The organism is Luteibacter sp. P4_E6 (assembly GCF_056401535.1).
In genome coordinates, this window is the sequence record NZ_JBFUJE010000292.1 from 1 (window position 1) to 4909 (window position 4909).

At 65.8% G+C, this 4909-nt stretch carries 5 protein-coding genes; 2 read left to right on the forward strand and 3 right to left on the reverse strand.

Features of this window, described 5'->3' with window-relative positions:
• On the reverse strand, positions 1-1023 hold a 1023-nt coding region (locus tag AC1DT2_RS15650; protein ID WP_477297311.1), incomplete at its 3' end, for a DEAD/DEAH box helicase.
• A gap of 148 nt (positions 1024-1171) precedes the next feature.
• Between AC1DT2_RS15650 and fghA the strand changes: the two genes are divergently transcribed.
• Positions 1172-2020: an S-formylglutathione hydrolase gene (gene fghA, locus AC1DT2_RS15655; protein ID WP_477297312.1), complete on the forward strand. Its 849-nt coding sequence runs from the start codon at positions 1172-1174 to the stop codon at positions 2018-2020.
• Complete coding sequence (gene rimJ, locus AC1DT2_RS15660) at positions 2017-2571, forward strand: ribosomal protein S5-alanine N-acetyltransferase (protein WP_477297313.1); 555 nt, start codon at positions 2017-2019, stop codon at positions 2569-2571. Before fghA ends, rimJ begins: the two co-directional genes overlap by 4 nt.
• Before the next feature lie 8 nt (positions 2572-2579).
• Here rimJ and AC1DT2_RS15665 read toward each other — a convergent pair whose 3' ends face one another.
• Positions 2580-4022, reverse strand: coding sequence for a DEAD/DEAH box helicase (locus AC1DT2_RS15665; RefSeq protein ID WP_477297315.1), 1443 nt, complete (start codon positions 4020-4022; stop codon positions 2580-2582).
• A 240-nt stretch (positions 4023-4262) separates the two neighbouring features.
• A partial coding sequence (locus AC1DT2_RS15670; RefSeq protein ID WP_477297317.1) for a class I SAM-dependent methyltransferase occupies positions 4263-4909 on the reverse strand: 647 nt, incomplete at its 5' end.

The window sequence follows — 4909 nt, forward strand, 5'->3', positions numbered from 1 at the left end:
GCCGATACGGTGCACGTACGACTCGGTGTCGTGCGGGATGTCGTAGTTCAGCACGTGGCTGATGCGCTCGACGTCGAGACCGCGRGCGGCGACGTCGGTCGCGATGAGGATGTCGAGCTTGCCGGACTTCAGGTTGTCGATCACGCGCTCACGCTGCGCCTGGGCGATGTCACCGTTGATCGCGGCGGCCAGGAAGCCCCTTGCCTGCAGCTTGCTGGCGAGTTCTTCGGTGGCCTGCTTGGTACGGGTGAACACGATCATCGCGTCGAAGCTTTCGGCTTCGAGGATGCGGGTCAGCGCGTCGAGCTTGTGTATGCCGCTGACGAACCAGTAACGCTGGCGAATGTTCGCCGCGGTCGTGGTCTTGTTCTTGATCGTGATCTCGATCGGGTCTTTCAGGTAGGTCTGCGCGATGCGACGAATCGGCGCCGGCATGGTCGCGGAGAACAGAGCGACCTGACGGGTTTTCGGCGTGGCCTGCAGCAGCTTCTCGACGTCGTCGATGAAGCCCATGCGAAGCATTTCGTCCGCTTCGTCGAGGACCAGGAAGCGCAGGCCGGAAAGATCCAGCGTGCCCTTGTCCAGGTGGTCGATGACGCGACCCGGCGTGCCGACGATGACCTGTGCGCCGCGCTTGAGACCCTGCAACTGCGGGCCGTAGCTCTGGCCGCCGTAGATCGGCAGGACCTGGAAGCCGGGCATGTAGGTGGCGTATTTCTGGAACGCTTCGGCGACCTGGATGGCGAGCTCGCGGGTGGGCGCGAGAACCAGCGCCTGCGGCTTGCCGGGTTTCAGGTCGATGCGCGACAGCACGGGCAGCGCGAAGGCAGCGGTCTTGCCGGTGCCGGTCTGCGCCTGGCCGATGACGTCGCGGCCTTCGAGCAGCGGCGGAATGGTGGCGGCCTGGATCGGCGACGGCACTTCGTAGCCGACTTCGGCCAAGACGCGCATCACTTTTTCGTCGAGCGCGAGCGCGCTAAAGCCGGGCTGAGCCGGAGCGTTATCTGTATCGGGGGATGACATGGCGACCTCGAAGAGGGGGCGCGGCGGCGGAAGYGGCGCCGGGCAGTAGCGGTATTGTAGCAGCGATGGGCGCCCGGTGAGGCGGGCCATAGCCACTTGTTGCGTCGGCGTTACACTTCCCGGTCAGCTTTCGTACGGAGAGAAGGGCATGACGACGATCGAGACGGTCTCGGAACAACGCTGCTTCGGCGGCATCCAGGGGTTCTATTCCCATGCATCCGAAGCGTGCGGCGGTACGATGCGTTTTGCGGTTTTCATGCCTCCTGCGGCCGAAAACGGGCCTGTTCCTGTCCTGTGGTACCTCGCCGGTCTGACGTGTACCGCTGAAACTTTTACGATCAAGGCCGGCGCGCAGCGAATCGCTGCGGAGCTCGGCATCGCGCTGGTGATGCCGGATACGAGCCCGCGGGATACGGGCTTCCCCGGCGCCACCGGCGACTGGGAATTCGGTGAGGGCGCAGGCTTTTACCTGGACGCCACCGAAGCACCGTGGTCTTCACGTTTTCGCATGTACAGCTACGTCGTCGACGAACTGCCCCGCGTGGTGGCGGAACGATTCGCATTGGACATGAGCCGGCAGGGCATTTTTGGCCATTCCATGGGCGGACACGGTGCATTGACCATCGCACTGCGCAATCCCGGCCGTTACCGTTCGGTGTCAGCGTTCGCACCTATCGTCGCGCCCGCCAGCGTGCCGTGGGGCGAGAAGGCATTCCCGCGCTATCTCGGTGAGGATCGCAAGGGCTGGGCCCTGCACGATGCCACCCAGTTAATCAGGGACGGCGCCCGTTTCGACGGCCGGATCCTTATCGACCAGGGTGAAGCGGACGGCTTCCTGACGAAGCAATTGCAGCCCCAGCGATTCGAGGCGGCCTGCGAAGAAGCGGGCCAGCCGCTCCAGTTGCGCATGCAGCCTGGCTACGACCACAGCTACTACTTCATCCAGACCTTCGTGGAAGACCACCTGCGCCACCACGCGAAGGCGCTCGCTGCATGAGCGAACCCATCCGCATGCGGACGCCAAGAACGGTGATCCGCCTTCTCGATCCGGAAGAGGCCGAGTTACTGCGCCGCTACCGTGTGGAGAATCGCGAGCACCTGCGACCGTGGGAGCCCTTGCGGACCGAAACGCACTACACCACGGAAGGCTGTCGGCTCGCCATCGAGGCGGGCCTCGAAGCGGCAAGGGCGGATCGCGGCTTTCCGTTCGTCGTACTGACGCCCGACGGCAGCGAAATCATCGCGACATTCACACTTGCCAACGTCGTCCGTGGCGTCTTCCAGGCCTGCCATCTCGGCTACGGCATCGCGCGAAAGCACGAAGGCCAAGGCCTGATGGTCGAAGCCCTGGACGCCGCGATCCGTTATGCGTTCGGCCCTCTGGACTTCCATCGCGTGATGGCGAATTACATGCCGCGCAATGACCGGAGTGGCCGCCTTCTCGCGCGTTTAGGCTTCGAGAAGGAAGGCTATGCCAAGCGCTACCTGAAGATCGAGGGGCTGTGGGAAGACCACGTGCTTACCGCGAAGATCAGGGCGCAGGGCTGAGCGAACGATCAGGCCTTGTTGGTGGCCGGACCCGTACGCTGACGACGACGCTTGTGGTTGCCGGTGTTCTCGCCGGTACCTGCAGGCGAGTGGCTGTGCGGACGGTGCGACGACGGCCGACCGGCCGTGCCACCCGCGCTGCCACCACCGGCTGCGCCCTGGCGACCCTGACCGTTCGACGGCGAACGGCCCTGACCGCCTGCCGAGCGACCCTGACCACCACCCGAGCGGCCCTGGCCGACCTGGTTGCGCGAGGCCTGCGGCTGACGCGGCTGCTGCTTCGGACGCGGCGCACCGGAATCCATGCGCAGCGGCGTGCTCGGCTCGAAGCCGGGGACGTTGCTGACTTCGAGATCGGTCTTGAGCAGACGACCGATGTCGCGGAGCAGGCCCGACTCGTCATGGCTGACCAGCGAGATGGCCTGGCCTTCAGCGCCCGCGCGGCCGGTCCGGCCGATGCGATGCACGTAGTCCTCGGCCACCATCGGCAGGTCGAAGTTGATCACGACCGGCAGCTGGTCGATGTCGATACCGCGCGCGGCGATATCGGTCGCCACGAGCACGGTGACGCGGCCGGTCTTGAAGTCGGACAGGGCGCGCGTACGGGCGTTCTGGCTCTTGTTGCCATGGATGGCAGCGGCCTTGATGCCGGCCTGTTCCAGGTGACGTACGAGCYTGTCGGCGCCGTGCTTGGTGCGGCCGAAGACCAGCGTCTGGCGGCGGCTGTCCTGCGACAGGATGTGCAGGAGCAGGTCGCGCTTGTTCGCCGCATCGACCGGGTGCACGCGGTGCGTGACCAGGGTCGCGACGGAGTTGGCCGGCGTGGTGGACACTTCTTTCGGGTCGCGCATGAACTGCTGCGCGAGTGCCTTGATTTCCGGCGCGAACGTAGCCGAGAACAGCAGCGTCTGACGCTGGCGCGGCACGGCGGCGAGGATGCGCTTGAGTGCCGGCAGGAAGCCCATGTCGAGCATGCGGTCGGCTTCGTCGAGCACCAGGATGTCGACCTTGGAAAGGTCTACCGAGCGCTGCTGCATATGGTCGATCAGGCGGCCCGGCGTGGCGACGACGACGTCGACACCGCGGCGCAGTGCCTGCAACTGGTTGCCCATGCCAACGCCGCCGAAGATGACGGTGCTGGAGAGGCGCACGTACTTGCCGTAGTCGCGCAGGTTTTCCTGCACCTGGGCGGCAAGCTCGCGGGTCGGGGTGAGGATCAGCGCGCGGATCGGGCGACGCGTGTCGCCACGGTCATCTTTGGAGAGCAGCTGCAACAGCGGCAGTGCGAACGCGGCGGTTTTGCCGGTACCCGTCTGGGCGGCGGCCATAAGGTCGTTGCCGGCGAGGACAAGCGGGATCGCTGCGGACTGGATCGGGGTCGGCTTTTCATAGCCGGCTTCGGAAAGGGCGCGCAGCAACGCGGGCGCAAGGCCCAGCGAATCGAAAGACATGGAGTGAAGCTCCTGCGTGACTCGAGCGTTCCCTGGAACCGCACTACGAGTCGATGGATTGGCGGCCGCTAACCATGACGAAGACAGCAGGCTGGCCGGTGTCGAGCGCGCTTCCGAGGGTGGGGGAACGGGCGGGAGATTCTCCACGCCGGGGGTCCGCAAGGGAGTCGGAGCGCAAGCACGACCCGCCGAGTATACCTTATTGCGGCGCACAATGCCCAATGGCGGCTGACCGCCCGATCAGTTCTGCCGGGAAGCCGTCATCAGGTAGCTGTTATAAGGCGTCCGCCCGAACAGCGGCCGGAAATCCACCCGGATCCCCCGCGGCTCCAGCACCCCGCGAATATCGTCTTCGGTCGGAAAATACTGGGCCCCGCCAGGGATCCAGCCCACCGCCTCGATGAATTTCTCCTCCCACACGGTGGCCCGATAGCGCCAGGTACCGTCCCGGATCACGTTGCGCAGGATCAGTACGCCATCGTCGGCAAGGTGGTCCACGGCATAGGCCAGCAGATCCGCCTGGCGGTCCTCTGGCAGGTAATGGAGGACATCGAGCATGGCCACGTGCCCGCGGATGGCCTGGGGCGTGGTGGCATCCACCTCGCTGAGGGAAATGCTCGCACCCAATCCTGCCCGGTCCGCGGCAGCCCGCCCCATGGCGATCTTGTCGGGGTCGTGATCGAGCCCGAGGTAGCCATCCAGCGCGTCGCAGGCATGCAGGTAGTGGCCGAGGATGCCCAGGCCGCAGCCGATGTCCAGCAGGGGCAGGCGCCGACCGGCGATGGCGGTCGCGGTGGCGGCATAGACGGGGTCGGTGGCCAGTTTGCCGTGGATGTAGATCCGGTCGCGGCGGCGACTGAACCGCGAGGCGATGCGTCGCCGTGTGC